We start from the raw sequence: 16943 nt of genomic DNA on the forward strand, positions 1-16943 counted from the left end.
TAGAACGGTTTTTTAATATTTTTATTTTTCATCTAAAAAGGTTGTGGATAAAAATAATAAAACCATATCTAATTTTACTAAAAGTTGTACTTTTGTGTAAATTTTGTTTAAACTATTTAGTTTTACATTTTATATGGATAAATTTTCATTTTTAAATGCAGCGCATTCAGCTTATTTTGCTGATTTATACGACCAGTATTTACAAAACCCAGATTCTGTAGAGCCTAGCTGGAGAGCCTTTTTTCAAGGATTTGATTTTGGTAGTGAAAGTTCTGGCATGATAGACCTACCAGTTGAAGCTGCTTCCTGTGAGCATGTTTCAGAAAGTCTTACCAAAGAATTTCAAGTTGTAAAACTTATTGATGGTTACAGAACTAGAGGTCATTTATTTACAAAAACAAATCCTGTTCGTGCAAGACGTAAATATGCACCAACATTAGAGATTGAAAACTTCGGACTTTCAGAATCAGATTTAAATACTGTTTTTAATGCTGGAGAAATTATAGGAATTGGTCCAAAAACACTACGCGAAATTCGCAGTCATTTAGAAGCTATTTATTGCAATTCTATTGGTGTTGAGTATATGTATATTCGTCAGCCAGAAGTAATTTCTTGGTTTCAAAGCAAATTAAATGTTAATGACAATCAGCCTAAATTTTCAGCTGATGAAAAAAGGCACATTCTTAAAAAATTAAACGAAGCAGTTTCTTTTGAAAGCTTTTTGCATACAAAATATGTTGGGCAAAAACGTTTTTCATTAGAAGGTGGAGAATCTTTAATTCCTGCTTTAGATGCTTTAATTGAGAATGCTTCAGAATATGATGTGAAAGAATTTGTTATGGGAATGGCACATCGTGGTCGTTTAAGTACTTTAACAAATATCTTTGGCAAATCTGCAAAAGACATATTTAGTGAATTTGATGGTAAAGATTATGAACAAGAAGTTTTTGATGGAGATGTAAAATACCATTTAGGCTGGACAAGTGACAGGGTTACAGATTCCGGTAAAAAGATAAATTTAAATATAGCACCAAACCCTTCGCACTTAGAAACCGTTGGAGCAGTAGTAGAAGGTATTGCAAGAGCAAAACAGGACGATAAATACCCTGAAAACCCATCGCAAGTATTACCAATTATTGTTCATGGTGATGCAGCAATTGCAGGTCAAGGTTTGGTATATGAAATTGTACAAATGGCGCAATTAGATGGTTACAAAACAAACGGAACCATACATATAGTAGTAAATAACCAAATTGGTTTTACTACCAATTATCTTGATGCACGTTCTAGTATTTACTGTACAGATATTGCCAAAGTAACACTTTCTCCAGTAATGCATGTCAATGCAGATGATGCAGAAGCTGTTGTACATGCTATGCTATTTGCATTACATTTTAGAATGAAATTTAAGCGTGATGTATTTATAGATTTATTAGGTTACAGAAAATATGGACACAATGAAGGTGATGAGCCTAAATTTACTCAACCATTATTATATAAAGCTATTGCTAAGCATAAAAATCCAAGAGATATTTATGCCGAAAAATTAATAGCAGAAGGTGTTATTAATAAAGATTATGTTAATAAATTAGAAGAAGATTATAAAAATTCTCTAGAAGAAAAATTAGAAGATTCTAGAAAGATACAGAAAACAGAAATTACTCCATTTATGAGTAACGAATGGGAAAACTATATTACTGTTGAAGAAGATAAAATGATGAAGCCTATAGATACTACTTTTTCTAAAGAAGGCTTAGCAAAAATAACAGATGTTATTTCATCTTTACCAAAGGATAAAAAGTTTATACGCAAAATTTCTAGATTGGTAGAATCTAGAAAAGATATGTTTAAAGAAGATAAGTTAGATTGGGCAATGGCTGAACATTTAGCTTATGGTACATTACTTGAAGAAGGATATGATGTTAGAATTTCTGGGCAAGATGTTGAAAGAGGGACATTTTCTCATCGTCATGCAGTAGTAAAAGTTGAAGACAGTGAAGAAGAAATAATTCTACATAATAACATAAGTGATACACAAGGAAGATTCTTTATTTATAATTCTTTACTTTCAGAATATGGTGTTGTAGGTTTCGATTATGGTTATGCCATGGCAAGTCCTAAAACATTAACTATTTGGGAAGCACAATTTGGCGACTTTAGCAATGGAGCACAAATTATGTTAGATCAATATATTTCTGCAGCAGAAGATAAATGGAAACTTCAAAATGGATTAGTTATGTTATTGCCTCATGGTTACGAGGGTCAAGGAGCAGAACATTCTTCTGGACGTATGGAACGTTACTTACAGCTTTGTGCTAAAGATAATATGTTTGTTGCAGACTGTACAACTCCTGCAAACATGTATCATTTGTTACGTAAACAAATGAAGGCTAATTTTAGAAAACCATTAATTGTTTTTACACCTAAAAGTTTATTACGTCATCCATTAGTTGTTTCAACAGTCGATGAATTTGCAAACGGTAGCTTCCAAATGTTAATTGATGATGAAAGAGCAAAAGCAGAAAAGATAAAAACTTTAGTATTTCTTACAGGAAAATTCTACTACGATTTACTAGAAGAACAAGAGAAATTAGAAAGAAATGATGTTGCTTTAGTAAGAATAGAACAATTATTCCCTTTACCAATAAACGAAATTAGAGACATATTAAAAAAATATAAAAACGCTACAGATGTTGTTTGGGCACAAGAAGAACCAAGAAATATGGGAGCTTACAGTCATATGTTAATGCATTTAGACGAAGCAAAAACCTTTAGAGCAGTAACTCGTAGAGCATATGGAGCTCCAGCAGCTGGTAGTTCTGTGCGTTCTAAGAAACGTCATAAAGAAGTCATAGATTTTGTATTCGATAAATCTAAAAACAATCAACGTTAAGTGAAAAAAGGATTATTCATATTATTTTTACTTACCTCTGTAGTTTCTTTTTCTCAAGAAAAGGAAACTTATAAAAAAGTGGTTTCAGAATTTCAATCATTTTATAATGAAGGGAACTATAACGCCATCTATAATATGTTTAATTATAACATGAAAAAGGCTTTGCCTTTAGATAAGACTCAAGCGTTTTTTGCAGATTTAAATAGTAAACTAGGTAAAATATCTCAAGTTGAATTTAGTAAACTAAAAGATGATGCACATATATATAAAACAGCTTTTGCTCTAGGAGTTAGAGATATAATGTTTTATCTGGATAGATATAATAGAATAGGAGGTTTACTTGTAACATATCATAAACCTGATAATTTACCAGTTCTTGAAAGAAATACCACGAAAATGATATTGCCTTTTAAAGAAGAATGGTATGTGTTTTGGGGAGGAACTAGTGAAGAACAAAATTACCACGTTGCTCACGAAAACCAGCAGTATGCTTACGATATTTTAATTGTAAAAGACAGTATGTCTTATAAAGGTGATCCTAAAATAAATGAAAATTATTTTGTTTTTGGGAAAGAGATTATTGCACCTTGTGATGCTAAAGTTGTAAAAGTTATAACTGGAGTAAAAGACAATATTCCTGGAGAATTAAATCCAGAACAACTTACAGGGAATACCATTGTTTTAGAAACTAGTAATAAAGAATATATTCTTTTTGCACATTTAAAAGAGAATTCAATAGCAGTAAGAGAAGGTCAATTTATTAGACAAGGTAGTTTATTAGGTCAATGTGGAAACTCTGGAAACACAACCGAACCACATTTACATTTAAGCTTACAGAATGTGTTAGATATGAATATTGCAACAGGTGGGAAATTATACTTTGACAAGATTTTGGTTAATGGAGAATTAAAACAAAATTACCTTCCTGTTAAAGGAGATTTAATAAAAAATAGAGACAGATAACAAACCGTATACTAATAAAATTATAATTATGATTTTAGAAATGAAAGTTCCTTCGCCAGGAGAATCAATTACAGAAGTAGAAATAGCAACTTGGTTAGTGCAAGATGGAGACTATGTAGAAAAAGACCAAGCTATTGCTGAAGTAGATAGCGACAAAGCAACACTAGAACTTCCTGCCGAAGCTAGTGGAACAATTACTCTTAAAGCAGAAGAAGGAGATGCTGTAGCTGTTGGCGCAGTAGTTTGTTTAATAGATACAAGTGCAGCAAAACCAGAAGGTGATGCAGCACCAGCAAAAGAAGAGAAAAAAATTGAAGCTCCAAAAGCAGTTGAAACGCCTAAGACAGTTGAGACTAAAACATATGCAACTGGAACAGCAAGTCCAGCTGCAAAAAAAATATTAGCAGAAAAAGACATGGAAGCTTCTACTGTTTCTGGGACAGGTAAAGATGGACGTGTTACTAAAGAAGATGCAGTTAATGCTGTGCCTTCAATGGGAACACCAACAGGTGGAAATAGAGGATCTTCTAGAAGTAGAATGTCTATGTTGCGTCGTAAAGTAGCAGAACGTTTGGTAGAAGCTAAGAACACAACTGCTATGTTAACTACGTTTAACGAAGTAGATATGTCTCCAATATTTGCTTTACGTAACGAGTATAAAGAAACTTTTAAAAACAAACATAATGTAGGATTAGGCTTTATGTCTTTCTTTACATTGGCAGTTGTAAGAGCTTTAAAAATGTATCCAGATGTTAATTCAATGATTGACGGAAACGAAATGATTACTTACGATTTTGTTGATGTATCTATTGCCGTTTCTGGACCAAAAGGATTAATGGTTCCAGTAATAAGAAATGCAGAAAACCTAACTTTTAGAGGAGTTGAAGCTGAAGTAAAACGTCTTGCTATTAGAGCACGTGATGGACAAATTACTGTGGATGAAATGACTGGTGGAACATTCACCATATCTAATGGAGGCGTTTTTGGCAGTATGTTATCTACACCAATTATCAATCCTCCACAAAGTGGGATTTTAGGTATGCATAATATTGTTGAACGTCCTGTAGCTGTAAATGGTAAAGTAGAAATTAGACCAATTATGTTTGTAGCTTTATCTTACGACCATAGAATTATTGATGGTAAAGAATCTGTAGGATTTTTAGTTGCTATTAAAGAGGCATTAGAAAATCCAATCGAATTATTAATGAATAGTGATGTTAAAAAAGCTTTAGAATTATAATTTTCTAACAAATATTTAAAGTATAAATAAAGCGCAACTTGTAATTAAGTTGCGCTTTTGTCTTGAAAATAACTAACTAAAAAAAATTAACAAGAATATTTATAGATATAACAGTTATAACAACAATAATTAATCCAATAATAAAATATTTGTTTACAGTGCTTTCTTCGTTTACTGTGTTTTCTTCGTTTTCCATTGTTAAAATGTAATAGGTTTAGGGCATTTTAAAAATTCATTCGGAATTGAAACTCTGTGTCTTATTTAAAAACACAGAGTTTGTTTTAATCCCTATAATGGTAATTGATTAATAGCACTGTAAATGTCTTAATTATCTTAATGCTAAACAATACGTAGTACTACGTATTTTTCATATATATTAATAATAAATGAATGGTAATTAACAATAAATGAATGGTATAAATGAAGAAAGCTCTAAATAAAACAAATTATTTAGAGCTTTCATAATTCTCCCTAAGAACTAATTAATAGCAATACAAATATCTGCATTATTATCACACCAAACAATACGTAGTACTACGTATATTTTACTTTAAATGGCTCTTATTTTCCTTAGCCCAGAAAAGTAGGCTGTATTTTGTTGGAGTAAGATTTAATTTTCTGTTAATATTACTTTTATGTTTTTCTACTGTTCTAAAAGAAATAAACATAAGTTCACCAATTTCTTTAGCTGTTTTATTTTCAGATATATGTTTTAAAACGTCTATTTCTGTTGGAGTTAAAGATTCGATTTCAATAGGTGCTTCTTCTGCTTCTAAATAAGAAAGTAATTCTTGACTAAAATATGGAATGTCTTTAGAGACTGCATCAATACAATGCTCAATTTCTTCTAGCGCAAATTCCTTTAAAACATAGCCATAAATACCTAAAGATTTAGCCTGGTTGTAGATAGCTTCATCTTTTTCGAAAGTAATTAAGATTATTTTGGTTTCGTAATTTAATTCTTTACTTTTTTTAGCAATTTCCAATCCTGTTAAAAACGGCATTTGTATATCTAATATTGCAATTTCTGGCCGATGTCTCTCTATAAGGTCAAAAGCCTCCTTGCCATTAACAGCACTTGCTAAAACATTGTATTTTTTTTCAATAAGAAAATCGTTTAGCCCTTTTAAAATTAGTGGATGGTCGTCTGCAATAATTATTGAGGTTTTCATGTGCTATTAATAAATTCTAATAATATTTAAAGGTAAAGATATTTATTTTATAAGAAATGTACTACAATTTTAAATATAAATATTTCTTTTCATAATCGATAATTGCTTTTCCTTTCTTTAAAATATCTGCTCCAATTATGCCATCTACAGGTTGTGCATTATGTGTAATTAAGGCTGTATTTACGTGTGTTAAGTTAAATAAAATAAGTGCTACTTTGTCTTTTTTCCATTTACCAATTTTCACTTTATTCTTTTTTGAAATTTGAGTAAGCATATCTGTTGCACCAGCACCAGCTGCTTTTACATTAGAATCTTTTGCTTCTAATTTAAAAGTTTCAATTGCATCAAAGCCTACACAAGAACTAGAAGCTCCAGTGTCTAAAATAAACAATCCGTTAACACCATTAATAGTGGCTTTCACTTCAAAATGATTTGTCTTTGTTAATTTTAATTTAACTTTTGTATAGCCTTTTTCTAATAGGTAATCTTGAAGCTTTTCCATAACAAGGGGTTTATTGCAAAGATAATAATGTAAAAACATATATTTTTGCAAAATGATAATTACAGACACACATACACATTTATATAGTGAGGCTTTTGTTGAAGATAGGAAAGAGATGATTCAAAGAGCTATTGATGCTGGAGTTTCTCGTTTTTTTATTCCAGCTATCGATTCGTCTTACACAAAAGCGATGCTTGAATTAGAAGCAGATTTCCCAAAAAATATTTTTTTAATGATGGGATTGCATCCAACATCTGTTAAAGAAAATTATCAAGAAGAATTATTACATGTTGAAGAAATGCTTGCCAAGAGACATTTTTATGCTATAGGAGAAATTGGAATTGATTTGTACTGGGACACATCTACTTTAGAAATCCAGAAAAAAGCTTTTAAGCGCCAAATTCAATTAGCAAAAAAATATAAGTTGCCAATAGTTATTCACTGTCGAGATGCTTTCGATGAGATATTTGATGTCTTAGAAGAAGAAAAAAGCGATAATCTTTTCGGAATCTTTCATTGTTTTACAGGAACTTTAGAACAAGCAAAACGTGCTATCTCCTTTAATATGAAATTAGGTATTGGAGGTGTAGTCACTTTTAAAAATGGGAAAATAGATCAGTTTATTAATCAAATCGATTTAAAACATATTGTACTGGAAACAGATTCGCCCTATTTAGCGCCAAAACCATATAGAGGAAAACGCAATGAAAGCAGCTATATAATAAAGGTGTTAGAAAAACTATCGGAACTTTATTTGCTTCCTCAGGAAAAAATTGCCGAAATTACAACTCAAAATTCAAAAGACGTTTTTAATATATAAGTATGGAAGCTAACAAACCTAACATCCTTTTAATTTATACAGGAGGCACCATTGGGATGATAAAAAACCCAAATACTGGAGAATTAAAATCATTCGATTTTAATAACCTTTTAAAAAGCATCCCAGAATTAAAATTGTTAAGCTGCCAAATTTCAACAGTATCATTTGAAGAACCTATTGATTCTTCAAATATGAATCCAGAATATTGGGTTCAAATGGTAGAAATTATTGAGACTCATTACAACACTGTTGATGGTTTTGTAGTGCTTCATGGAAGCGACACCATGAGCTATACAGCTTCTGCTTTAAGTTTTATGCTGGAAAATCTAGCAAAACCAGTTATTCTTACAGGATCGCAATTACCTATTGGAGATTTGCGTACAGATGCTAAAGAGAATTTAATTACATCTATTCAAATGGCCTCTTTGCGAAAAAACAACAAGCCAGTTATTAGAGAAGTAGGTTTATATTTTGAATACAAATTATATAGAGGCAATAGAACCACAAAAATAAATGCAGAACATTTTGAAGCTTTCGAGTCTTTAAATTACCCGCATTTAGCAGAATCTGGAGTGCATATAAAAGTTAATTACGAAGCATTGTTTATTCCAAACATTAAAAAGAAGTTGAATATTCATAAAGCTTTAGACACAAATATTGCGCTTATAAAACTATTTCCAGGCATTTCTAAATCGATATTAGAATGCATAATTAATAACCCTAGTTTAAAAGGAATTATTTTAGAAACTTATGGTGCAGGAAATGCTACTACAGAAGCATGGTTTATTTCTTTAATAAATAATGCTATAGAAAAAGGGGTTCAAGTAATAAATGTGACTCAATGCTCTGGAGGTAGTGTTAGTATGGGACAATATGAAACCAGTTCTCAATTAAAAAAAATAGGCGTTATTTCTGGAAAAGATATAACTACAGAAGCTGCTATTGTTAAATTAATGTATTTATTAGGAGAAAAAATATCGGCTAACACCTTCAAAACCATATTTGAAACCTCTTTAAGAGGAGAATTGTCTTAAAATTAACTCTCAAAATTTTTAGCTTTCAAAAGTTTTTTTGTTATTTGCTGAACTGTATTATTAAATATAATATACAGAGAGGTGGCCGAGTGGTCGAAGGCGCACGCCTGGAAAGTGTGTATACCTCAAAAGGGTATCGAGGGTTCGAATCCCTTCCTCTCTGCTGATATTTTTATTTTTTAGTAACATTTTTTTTATATCTTTAACACTTTAACTAATAAAATTAAGAACAAGAACAATGAAAAGATTATTTTCTATTCTAGCCATTACTGGAATTATGGCTTTCGGAACTGTTAATGCAAATACAACTGCAAATATAACAGCATCAATAGCAGCAACTGTTGCTAGTGTATCACAAGATGAAGTAGCAACAGACGCGGCTTCTGAAGATCTTGGATTTCACCAAGAACTAAAAAAACGATTTATAGAAGGTGGACCTGGATTTATGGGAATCGTTCTATTATGTTTAATTCTTGGTTTAGCAATTGCTATCGAAAGAATTATCTTTTTAAACCTTTCTACTACAAACACTAAAAAATTAACTCAAGACGTAGAAGACGCATTACAATCTGGTGGTGTAGATGCTGCTAAAGAAGTTTGTAGAAACACTAAAGGACCTGTTGCCTCTATTTTTTATCAAGGTTTAGATAGAACAGACGAAGGTATTGAAGCTGCTGAAAAAGCTGTTATTGCTTATGGTGGTGTGCAAATGGGACAATTAGAGAAAAACGTATCTTGGATTTCATTATTTATTGCTTTGGCTCCAATGTTAGGGTTCATGGGAACAGTAATTGGGATGATTCAAGCTTTCGATAAAATTGAAGCTGCAGGAGATATGCAACCATCTTTAGTTGCTGGTGGTATTAAAGTAGCACTTTTAACAACTGTATTTGGTCTAATTGTTGCTATTATTCTTCAAGTATTCTATAATTACATTATTGCAAAAATTGATAGCATTGTAAACGATATGGAAGATGCATCAATCACTTTAATGGATTTATTGATTAGAAACAAGAAGTAATAATAACCTAAAACACATTAAACAATGAGTTTACATAAAATATTAAAAATTATTGTTGGTGTACTTTCAATAGTAGGTGTCATATTCGCTTTAATGATTATGTCCGGAAATGAAAGTATGATAGACAATATGATGTATGTTACTTATGTAGTTCTTGCTATTATACTAGCCTTAGTTCTAGTATATGTGATTAAAGGATTATTTGCAGGTAATATTAAAAAGACGTTAATGTCTGTAGGAGCATTTGTAGTTATTCTAGTAATTTCTTACGCCATGTCTTCAGGAACAGACTTAGATTTAACACCTTTTACAAATAAAGGCGTTGATATAACAGAAGCAATTTCTAAAAATGTTGGAGCTGGATTGTACGCATTTTATGCTTTAGCAATTATTGCTATTGGTTCTATGACTTTATCTGGCATTAAAAAATTAACGAATAAATAATTATGGCAAAAAGATCAGCACCAGAAGTTAATGCAGGCTCTATGGCTGACATTGCATTCTTACTCCTTATATTCTTCTTGGTTACAACAACCATTGAAACAGATTCTGGATTAAATAGAAAGTTGCCTCCTATAGATCCACCTGATGATACAGAAGTTATTATTAAAGAGAAAAATATTTTTCAACTTAATGTTAACAAAAATGACGCCTTGTTCTTAAAAACAGGAGGAGAAGAAAAAATTATCCAAATTAAAGACCTTCGTGCAGCTGCTGTTGCCTTTTTAGATAATGGTGGTGGAACTGGACCAGATGCTTGTAAGCGTTGTCAAGGGAGAAAAAACCCTAGGTCTTCAGATAATTTTGATAAAGCCATTATTTCGTTACAGAACGATAGAGCTACTAAATACAAAACGTATATAGCAGTTCAAAACGAGATTATAGCTGCTTATAACGAGTTAAGAAATAGAGAATTTGAAAGAAGTTTCCCTAACTTAGGAATGAACTTTGTTGAAGCAGATAAGCGCTATTCAGATCCTAGAACTCCATCAGAAGAAAAAGCGAATTTAAAAGATAAATTAGAAGAAATTAAAATTTTAATTCCGCAAAAATTCTCTGAAGCAGAACCTAAAAAGTCTAATTAGATAAATAAAAAATATGTCTAAATTTAAAAAGAAAAAAGGAGGCGAAATGCCAGCTGTAAATACAGCATCTTTACCAGATATTGTATTTATGTTATTATTCTTTTTTATGGTGGCTACTGTTATGAGACAGAACACACTAATGATTGAGAATAAATTACCACAAGCAGATCAAGTTGAAAAACTGGACAAAAAAGATTTGGTAATGTATATTTATGCTGGAAAACCTAGTAGTAATTATAAATCAACTTTTGGTACAGAAGCAAGAATTCAATTAAACGATAAGTTTGCTGAAGTTGAAGAAATACCTGCTTTTATAGCTGCCGAACGTGCATCTAAAAGAGAAGAATTAATACCATTTTTAACTACTGCTTTAAAAGTAGATAGTGAAGCAAATATGGGATTAGTTACAGATATTAAACAAGAATTACGAAAAGTAAATGCACTTAAAATTAATTATACAACTAGAAAAGGTAATGCCTTAGATGGTTTAAAAAATTAATTAAACTCTTAATTTTATATTATAAAGGCGTTTTGAGAAATCTTAACGCCTTTTGTTTTATATTTAACTTAGAAAAATTATGTAATTAATATGAGGTTTATATTAACTTTATTTTTAAGCTTTATATGCTCAGCTTCATTATGGTCTCAAGATGTAGTTGCAGATTCCACCAAGATCATCGATCCAAAATATAGAGAAGACCAATTTTATTTTGCCATTACTTATAATCTGCTTGCTGAAAAACCAAGCAATGTTAGTCAAACAGGTTTTTCTAGTGGATTTCATTTGGGATATATTAGAGACATGCCTTTAAATGAGAGAAGAAATTTTGGTATTGGTTTGGGCTTAGGGTTTTCTTTAAACTCTTACAATCATAATATCTATGTATATAAAAACGAAACTGGAGAGATAGCATATATTAATTTAAGTGATTCTGATATTAATTATACTAAGAATAAATTCTCAACCTACCTTGTAGAAATGCCTTTTGAATTAAGATGGCGAACTTCTACAGAAGACGAATATAGATTTTGGCGAATTTACACAGGTTTTAAAGTGGGTTATTTAGTAGCAAGTTCAACAAAATTTAAGGGAGATATAGGTACTGTAAAAAATAGTAATATTAAAGATTTTAACGATTTTCAATATGGTCTAACTTTAAGCGCTGGTTATAACACATGGAATTTTCATATTTATTATTCTTTAAATCCTATTCTTTCAAAAGATGCCCAATTAGGCGAACAAGCCATAGATATGTTTGCAGTTAAATTTGGCTTAATATTTTATATCCTATAGCCAGTAATTCACTAAAATTAACTGAGGAATAAAACCAATAAAAAATCCAAAGAGCAATTCTATATTAGTGTGTGCTTTTAAGTGAAGCCTCGAAGTAGCAATAGCACCAATTAAAACAAACATAAGCGCTAAGGTGCCATTAATATTGATGCTAAAATGTATACTTAAAGCAATATAAAACATTGTGACTCCAGAAATCCCTATCATGTGTATACTTGCCTTAAATTTTAAAATGGCTAAAATAAAACAGGCTAGAGTAGAGATTAAAATACCTACAAAAAAATAATAAAGCTCAATAATTTCTGTTGGAGGAAGTACACGATTTAAGATTAAAATAATTATACAACCATTTAGAAACAAAGGTAAAAGTCTTTCGTTTGTAGTGTTTAAATAGATAGAATGAACTCTGCCAATATTCTTTAAAAGATAATAAAGTAGAATGGGAAGCAATATGGTTAAGATAAATAGCGATATTATTTTTGCCTGAATAATTTCTAAAGGAATAAATCTTGGCGATTTAGAAAAGTAAAAAACCACACCTAATAATGGCATAAGAATAGGATGGAATATAAACGAGATACTTTTTAAAAGCTGATTCAAATTTTTATTTTAAAAGTAAGAAATTTATTGATTTCTAAACACAATTACGGAAAAACCGTAATTGAAAGTGTGTGTTTCATCGAAAAGGTTCAAATATACGTGTTATTATGTATGTTTTTTTTGATTTGATTTTTTAGGTTTATAGAGAATTAATCAATAACGCTTTTTTTAGTTTGTGAAACATCAAATACTAATTGCCAAATTGCCAAAATTTTCACTACTCAAAATAATCTGTTTTCTTTTATTAAATGTATTGTTATTTACTTGTCAGAAAGACGATTTTGAACTAGTAGAGCAAAATAATTCAAATAAGTATCCAGACATACACTCGCAAATACTTAGTTTGGATGAAGTACAACAAAACAGTAAGCTACAAAAATCTTTAAAAAAGATTTCTAATAGTTTTGATATTAACAAAACCAAGACTAAAAATAAAACTTCAAATCCTAATTCGAATCTAGGTTCTAACTCAAAAATTGATGCTAACGATGGGTCTTTTTCAATATTAACAGATGAGATACTGCATGTCACTTCTAATGGAGGTGAAGCTTGGTCCTTTAAAATTGAGACTCCTCTTTTGGCAGAAGCTACTTTCGAAAATTTTGTTATTACTGACAATGGGGAAGAAATTAAATTTTTTTTATATTCTTACATAACTTTAGAATACAATGGAGAAATATGGCATTTTGTTATTTCAGTACTTCCTATAGAGAATGAGCCAATAGATGTACCTTGTAATTAAAAAAAATGAAAAAATGAAAAATATATTTAAAATTCTTAGTGTTTTATTTTTGATTAGCTGTAAAGCACAAACAATTACACCTTTATATCCTGTAGATAGTAGTCCAACTAATGAGATTATTGTGAACCAATATTATAAAGATGTAGATAACGATTATAATCCTTATGTTGGCACTTGGAAATGGGAAAGTGGGAATAATTCTTTAACTATTATCTTTAATAAAGTAGTTTATAATAATAATGGGCATGGAGATTTTTCAGACCTCTTAGTTGGAGAATACCAATATATAGAGAATGGAGTTGAATTGGTAAATACATTTCCATTAATTGAACCAATAGGGATTCCTAATATTGTCAATCAAGAAGATCCTTGGGAAAATAACATAGTATCTATAAGAATTGCCGATACCCATAAAGGGATTCCACCTTGCCCAGAATGCGCACCTAATACTCGCTTTATTATTTTAGAGATATCAGACCCAGCAAAGCCAAACTTGATGGGAGATATTGTTATGGCACGTTTTGTAGAAAGTAGTGTAGAAAAAATTCGAGCTAGAATTTATAAGACACACAATTTATCTAACTCAAATGGTGAGTTATCTATTCCAGAAAATAGTATTTATACTTTAATTAAACAGAATTAATATTTTTTGAAATACTTTCTTGTAACATACTTTATTTTTTCTTTGGTTTTAAGCTGTAAAGCACAATCAATAACACCCTTATATCCTGTTACAAGTAATCAAACAAATGAAACCATTACAAATAGATATTATAAAGATGTAGATAACGATTATAACCCATATGTTGGTATTTGGAAATGGGAAAGTGGAAATAATTCTTTAACAATCATTTTTAATAAATTTGAACATTATCCTTCAGGTAGTGGAGATTATTTTGATTTTCTTTTAGGCGAATACAAGTACACAGAGAATAGTGTTGAATTGGTCAATACATTTCCATTAATAGAACCAATAGGAGTTCCTAATATAGTCAACCAAGAAGATCCCTTAAATAATAATATATCATCAATTGTAATAACAACAATAGATAGAGGGTTTCCACCATGTCCAGAATGTGCGCCAAATACGCGTTTTATAATTTTAAGTATCTCAGATCCAACAAAACCAGGATTATGGGGTGAAATTAAAATGGCTCGATTTGTAGAAGGTGGTGTAGAAAAAATTAGAGCGAAAATTAATATGAAGTTTAATGAAAATGCAAGTATTGATTATTCCGGACCAGATAATATAACTATTCCAGATGGGGTTTATACATTTATAAAACAGAATTAATATTTTTTTGAAACAGGTATTTATAACATATATTATTTTATTATTAGTTTTAAGCTGTAAAGCCCAAAACATCGTACCAATTTATAATATTAATGGGGTTGAACTTCCAGAAGATGAAGCCTATTTAAAAGACGTTGATAACGATTATAATCCTTATGTTGGTACTTGGAAATGGGAAAGTGGCAATAATTCTTTAACCATTATTTTTAATAAAGTAGAGCAATATACTTCTAGTGTGGGTGATTATTCCGATTTACTTGTTGGAGAATATCAATATATAGAAAATAGTGTTGAATTGGTAAATACATTCCCTTTAATCGAGCCAATAGGAATTCCTAATATTGTCAATCAAGAAGATGCCATGCGAAATAATAACATAGTTTCTTACTCTATTACAACAAATGATATTGGATTTCCACCCTGTCCTGAATGTGCTCCAAATACGCGTTTTATAATATTAAGTATTAAAGAACCTACCAAACCTGGATTATGGGGAGGAATTGTAATGGCTCGATTTGTTGAAAGTGGCGTAGAAAAAATTAGAGCAAAAATAACCATGAGATTTAATGAAAATGCAAGTATTAACTATTCTGGTCCCGAGATTATAACAATTCCTGTAGGAGTTTATACATTTATTAAGCAATAATTAAGAGCTTAGCTTGAAATTTAAAAAATATGTTGCCACGAATATTTTAATTATTCGTGGCAAATTTATTTATCATATCTTCTTACGCAATCGAGCCACAGGAATATCTAATTGTTCTCTGTATTTTGCCACAGTTCTTCTAGCAATAGGATAGCCTTTTTCTTTTAAAATTTTGGCAAGTGCTTCATCTGTTAAAGGTTTTCTTTTGTTTTCGTCTTCTATAACAGTTTCAAGAATTTTTTTAATTTCTCTGGTGGAAACTTCCTCTCCTTGGTCGTTAGTCATCGATTCTGAGAAGAATTCTTTAATCAATTTCGTGCCATAAGGCGTATCTACATATTTGCTATTGGTAACTCTGGAAACCGTAGAAACATCCATGTCTATTTCGTCTGCAATGTCTTTAAGAATCATGGGTCTTAATTTACGTTCATCGCCAGTTAAAAAGTATTCTTTTTGATAATGCATAATAGCACTCATGGTAACAAATAAAGTCTGCTGACGTTGCTTAATAGCATCTATAAACCATTTGGCTGCATCCAACTTTTGTTTAATAAACATCACAGCATCTTTTTGCGATTTCGACTTGTCCTTAGATTCTTTATAACCTTTAAGCATGTTATTGTATTCTCTAGACACGTGAAGCTCTGGTGCATTTCTCCCATTTAAGGTCAGTTCTAATTCACCATCTACAATCTTTATAGCAAAATCTGGAACTACATGTTCCACCATTCTATTATTTCCAGAATAAGAACCTCCAGGTTTTGGGTTTAGGTGTTCAATTTCGTCAATGGCATCTTTTAGTTGTTGCTCTGTAATATCGAATTTTTGAAGTAGTTTTTTATAGTGTTTTTTAGTAAATTTCTCGAAAGCATTGTCAATAATATCTATAGCCAACTCTACATCTGGACGTTTCTCTTTTCTGTGTAATTGAATGCTTAAACACTCTTGAAGATTTCTTGCTCCTACACCAGCAGGATCCAATTGATGCACTATTCTTAGTACTTTCTCAATGTCTTCTTCTGTGGTATAGACGTTTTGTGTAAAAGCTAAATCGTCCATGATATCGCTTAATTCGCGACGTATATAACCACTTTCATCAATACTTCCAACTAAAAATTCTGCAATATCAAACTCATCGTCTGTTAATCTAAAGGTGTTTAGTTGATTGATTAAATGTTGTGTAAAAGAAATACCAGCTGCATAAGGCATGGTTTTTTCTTCATCGTCACTACTGTAATTATTGGCTTGGGTTCTATAATCAGGCACATCGTCGTCGCTTAAATAGTCGTCTACATTAATGTCGTCTGTATTTATAGTTTCATTATCATCTTCGTAATCGTCTGTATTGTCAAAATCGTCATCATATTCATCTGTTTGCTCCTTCCCACTTTCTAGGGCTGGATTTTCTTCCAACTCTTGTTTCAAGCGTTGCTCAAATGCTTGTGTTGGCAATTGTATCAGCTTCATCAACTGGATTTGCTGAGGCGATAACTTTTGCGATAATTTAAATTGTAAAAATTGTTTAAGCATTATTATGATTTGGTTTCATCTGTTAATTTTTATTGTTTTTCAACGGTCAGATGCAATGCCTTATTATATGTCAGTTGGTTTTCAACTTTTTGTTCATGGCATTTCAT

The 16943-nt window shown here is 30.8% G+C and carries 18 protein-coding genes and 1 tRNA gene; 15 read left to right on the top strand and 4 right to left on the bottom strand.

Annotated features, from left to right (window positions below):
- Positions 1–133 precede the first annotated feature (133 nt).
- From LX78_RS02680 to odhB, 3 genes are read left to right on the top strand one after another with little or no spacing between them, the layout of a single operon-like run.
- Positions 134–2893: a 2-oxoglutarate dehydrogenase E1 component gene (locus tag LX78_RS02680; protein ID WP_109681088.1), complete on the top strand. Its 2760-nt coding sequence runs from the start codon at positions 134–136 to the stop codon at positions 2891–2893.
- Positions 2894–3856, top strand: a complete 963-nt coding sequence (locus tag LX78_RS02685) for a M23 family metallopeptidase (protein ID WP_109681089.1) — start codon at positions 2894–2896, stop codon at positions 3854–3856. It abuts the gene before it with no gap.
- A 28-nt stretch (positions 3857–3884) separates the two neighbouring features.
- On the top strand, positions 3885–5096 hold the full coding sequence (gene odhB / locus LX78_RS02690) for a 2-oxoglutarate dehydrogenase complex dihydrolipoyllysine-residue succinyltransferase (RefSeq protein ID WP_109681090.1): 1212 nt from the start codon (positions 3885–3887) through the stop codon (positions 5094–5096).
- Positions 5097–5641: 545 nt separating this feature from the next.
- Here odhB and LX78_RS02695 read toward each other — a convergent pair.
- Entirely contained in the window at positions 5642–6268 is a 627-nt protein-coding gene (locus tag LX78_RS02695) for a response regulator transcription factor (RefSeq protein WP_109681091.1), read from the bottom strand.
- Between the two features lie 61 nt (positions 6269–6329).
- Positions 6330–6770: a retropepsin-like aspartic protease family protein gene (locus LX78_RS02700; protein WP_109681092.1), complete on the bottom strand. Its 441-nt coding sequence runs from the start codon at positions 6768–6770 to the stop codon at positions 6330–6332.
- A gap of 52 nt (positions 6771–6822) precedes the next feature.
- Here LX78_RS02700 and LX78_RS02705 point away from each other — a divergent pair, with 52 nt between their 5' ends.
- The 8 genes from LX78_RS02705 (at position 6823) to LX78_RS02740 (ending at position 12024) form a co-directional block, all read left to right on the top strand.
- On the top strand, positions 6823–7590 hold the full coding sequence (locus tag LX78_RS02705; RefSeq protein ID WP_109681093.1) for a TatD family hydrolase: 768 nt from the start codon (positions 6823–6825) through the stop codon (positions 7588–7590).
- Positions 7591–7592: 2 nt separating this feature from the next.
- Positions 7593–8624, top strand: coding sequence for an asparaginase (locus LX78_RS02710; protein WP_109681094.1), 1032 nt, complete (start codon positions 7593–7595; stop codon positions 8622–8624).
- Positions 8625–8699: 75 nt separating this feature from the next.
- Positions 8700–8787, top strand: a tRNA-Ser gene (locus LX78_RS02715).
- Between the two features lie 75 nt (positions 8788–8862).
- Positions 8863–9645, top strand: a complete 783-nt coding sequence (locus tag LX78_RS02720) for a MotA/TolQ/ExbB proton channel family protein (protein WP_109681095.1) — start codon at positions 8863–8865, stop codon at positions 9643–9645.
- Between the two features lie 24 nt (positions 9646–9669).
- The gene (locus LX78_RS02725) at positions 9670–10089 is read left to right on the top strand and encodes a hypothetical protein (RefSeq protein WP_109681096.1); all 420 of its coding nucleotides are present in this window, start codon (positions 9670–9672) and stop codon (positions 10087–10089) included.
- Positions 10090–10091: 2 nt separating this feature from the next.
- On the top strand, positions 10092–10730 hold the full coding sequence (locus LX78_RS02730; protein WP_109681097.1) for an ExbD/TolR family protein: 639 nt from the start codon (positions 10092–10094) through the stop codon (positions 10728–10730).
- A 13-nt stretch (positions 10731–10743) separates the two neighbouring features.
- Positions 10744–11229 (top strand): ExbD/TolR family protein, encoded by a 486-nt coding sequence (locus tag LX78_RS02735; RefSeq protein WP_109681098.1) that lies wholly within the window; start codon positions 10744–10746, stop codon positions 11227–11229.
- Between the two features lie 90 nt (positions 11230–11319).
- Positions 11320–12024, top strand: a complete 705-nt coding sequence (locus LX78_RS02740) for a porin family protein (protein WP_109681099.1) — start codon at positions 11320–11322, stop codon at positions 12022–12024.
- Here the strand turns inward: LX78_RS02740 and LX78_RS02745 are convergent.
- Positions 12019–12624, bottom strand: coding sequence for a hypothetical protein (locus tag LX78_RS02745; protein ID WP_109681100.1), 606 nt, complete (start codon positions 12622–12624; stop codon positions 12019–12021). The two genes, LX78_RS02740 and LX78_RS02745, sit on opposite strands and share 6 nt — an antisense overlap.
- A 253-nt stretch (positions 12625–12877) precedes the next feature.
- On the opposite strand from LX78_RS02745, the gene LX78_RS02750 reads away from it, so the two are divergent.
- Genes LX78_RS02750 through LX78_RS02765 form a run of 4 tightly spaced genes read left to right on the top strand, consistent with a single transcriptional unit; the run spans position 12878 to position 15306 of the window.
- Positions 12878–13366: a hypothetical protein gene (locus LX78_RS02750; protein WP_109681101.1), complete on the top strand. Its 489-nt coding sequence runs from the start codon at positions 12878–12880 to the stop codon at positions 13364–13366.
- 13 nt (positions 13367–13379) lie between these two features.
- Complete coding sequence (locus LX78_RS02755) at positions 13380–14009, top strand: DUF6705 family protein (protein ID WP_146192535.1); 630 nt, start codon at positions 13380–13382, stop codon at positions 14007–14009.
- A gap of 6 nt (positions 14010–14015) precedes the next feature.
- Positions 14016–14660, top strand: a complete 645-nt coding sequence (locus tag LX78_RS02760; protein ID WP_146192536.1) for a DUF6705 family protein — start codon at positions 14016–14018, stop codon at positions 14658–14660.
- A 7-nt stretch (positions 14661–14667) separates the two neighbouring features.
- The gene (locus LX78_RS02765; protein ID WP_109681104.1) at positions 14668–15306 is read left to right on the top strand and encodes a DUF6705 family protein; all 639 of its coding nucleotides are present in this window, start codon (positions 14668–14670) and stop codon (positions 15304–15306) included.
- Between the two features lie 72 nt (positions 15307–15378).
- Here the strand turns inward: LX78_RS02765 and rpoN are convergent, their stop codons facing one another.
- On the bottom strand, positions 15379–16836 hold the full coding sequence (rpoN, locus tag LX78_RS02770; protein ID WP_109681105.1) for an RNA polymerase factor sigma-54: 1458 nt from the start codon (positions 16834–16836) through the stop codon (positions 15379–15381).
- Positions 16837–16943: the final 107 nt, after the last annotated feature.

This window comes from Xanthomarina spongicola, from assembly GCF_003148645.1.
Taxonomy (GTDB): Bacteria; Bacteroidota; Bacteroidia; order Flavobacteriales; family Flavobacteriaceae; genus Xanthomarina; species Xanthomarina spongicola.

Excerpts from the sequence above, each read along its gene's own strand:
- LX78_RS02680 (WP_109681088.1), top strand. The coding sequence starts at position 134 with ATGGATAAATTTTCATTTTTAAATGCAGCGCATTCAGCTTATTTTGCT.
- odhB (WP_109681090.1), top strand. The coding sequence starts at position 3,885 with ATGATTTTAGAAATGAAAGTTCCTTCGCCAGGAGAATCAATTACAGAA.
- LX78_RS02695 (WP_109681091.1), bottom strand. The coding sequence starts at position 6,268 with ATGAAAACCTCAATAATTATTGCAGACGACCATCCACTAATTTTAAAA.
- LX78_RS02700 (WP_109681092.1), bottom strand. The coding sequence starts at position 6,770 with ATGGAAAAGCTTCAAGATTACCTATTAGAAAAAGGCTATACAAAAGTT.
- LX78_RS02705 (WP_109681093.1), top strand. The coding sequence starts at position 6,823 with ATGATAATTACAGACACACATACACATTTATATAGTGAGGCTTTTGTT.
- LX78_RS02710 (WP_109681094.1), top strand. The coding sequence starts at position 7,593 with ATGGAAGCTAACAAACCTAACATCCTTTTAATTTATACAGGAGGCACC.
- LX78_RS02720 (WP_109681095.1), top strand. The coding sequence starts at position 8,863 with ATGAAAAGATTATTTTCTATTCTAGCCATTACTGGAATTATGGCTTTC.
- LX78_RS02725 (WP_109681096.1), top strand. The coding sequence starts at position 9,670 with ATGAGTTTACATAAAATATTAAAAATTATTGTTGGTGTACTTTCAATA.
- LX78_RS02730 (WP_109681097.1), top strand. The coding sequence starts at position 10,092 with ATGGCAAAAAGATCAGCACCAGAAGTTAATGCAGGCTCTATGGCTGAC.
- LX78_RS02735 (WP_109681098.1), top strand. The coding sequence starts at position 10,744 with ATGTCTAAATTTAAAAAGAAAAAAGGAGGCGAAATGCCAGCTGTAAAT.
- LX78_RS02740 (WP_109681099.1), top strand. The coding sequence starts at position 11,320 with ATGAGGTTTATATTAACTTTATTTTTAAGCTTTATATGCTCAGCTTCA.
- LX78_RS02755 (WP_146192535.1), top strand. The coding sequence starts at position 13,380 with ATGAAAAATATATTTAAAATTCTTAGTGTTTTATTTTTGATTAGCTGT.
- rpoN (WP_109681105.1), bottom strand. The coding sequence starts at position 16,836 with ATGCTTAAACAATTTTTACAATTTAAATTATCGCAAAAGTTATCGCCT.